1 protein-coding gene is annotated in these 643 nt (G+C 38.7%); it reads right to left on the bottom strand.

The window, feature by feature from the left end:
- A partial coding sequence (locus tag HJG39_RS19360) for a DUF4386 family protein (RefSeq protein ID WP_268412071.1) occupies nt 1–643 on the bottom strand: 643 nt, incomplete at both ends.

Here is a 643-nt window from a genome sequence, read left to right as displayed (position 1 = left end):
CTTGTTAGCATTTTCCTCGGTTAGTAAACATATACCCAACCAAATAAACCAAACAATTTGTGATACGCCAAATATTTCAGTAAATAGTTTGTCAGGATAAATAGTTGCAATGCCCGCTATGCCTACAAAATATCCGAGATAGTTAAGTGACCGGGGTAATCTGCCCTCTTGTATAGCTGCTACGCTAATCAATAAAACCCAAAGTCCGCCAACTAATTCATTTCCACCACCTATACTTTCTGTTATCACTGAAACGATTATCCACATATCAAGGGCTTTTTCTGGATTTGCATCCATCAGATCGATTGCATGATCAAGTCCGATATTCGAAATCATTCCACTTGCAATCACCAGACCGACCCAAATGCCCCCGAATAGAGATCCAATAGTAATTAAGGGATTAACTTTATGTTTAAGCCTCTCATACATACCAATAACGAGTATGGCCAGAAAAATGCCAAACACCACGTACATTAGAAAATAGATCATTGAAAATAGAAGTTGATTTTCTGCCATGTAAGTCATTTTTTCGACTGGACTACCATCAACCGGATATGACCAAAAAGCCCCAAAATACACAAAGGCTGCTATGTAAATAAGCCCTTGGAAAATTGCTGCGATACCAGCTAGTTTTTGTAGACCC

The organism is Alteromonas sp. a30 (assembly GCF_026788005.1).
Classification (GTDB): Bacteria; Pseudomonadota; Gammaproteobacteria; order Enterobacterales; family Alteromonadaceae; genus Paraneptunicella.
The sequence above is the reverse complement of the archived record's forward strand: the minus strand, read 5'-3'. Positions and strand labels throughout refer to the sequence as shown.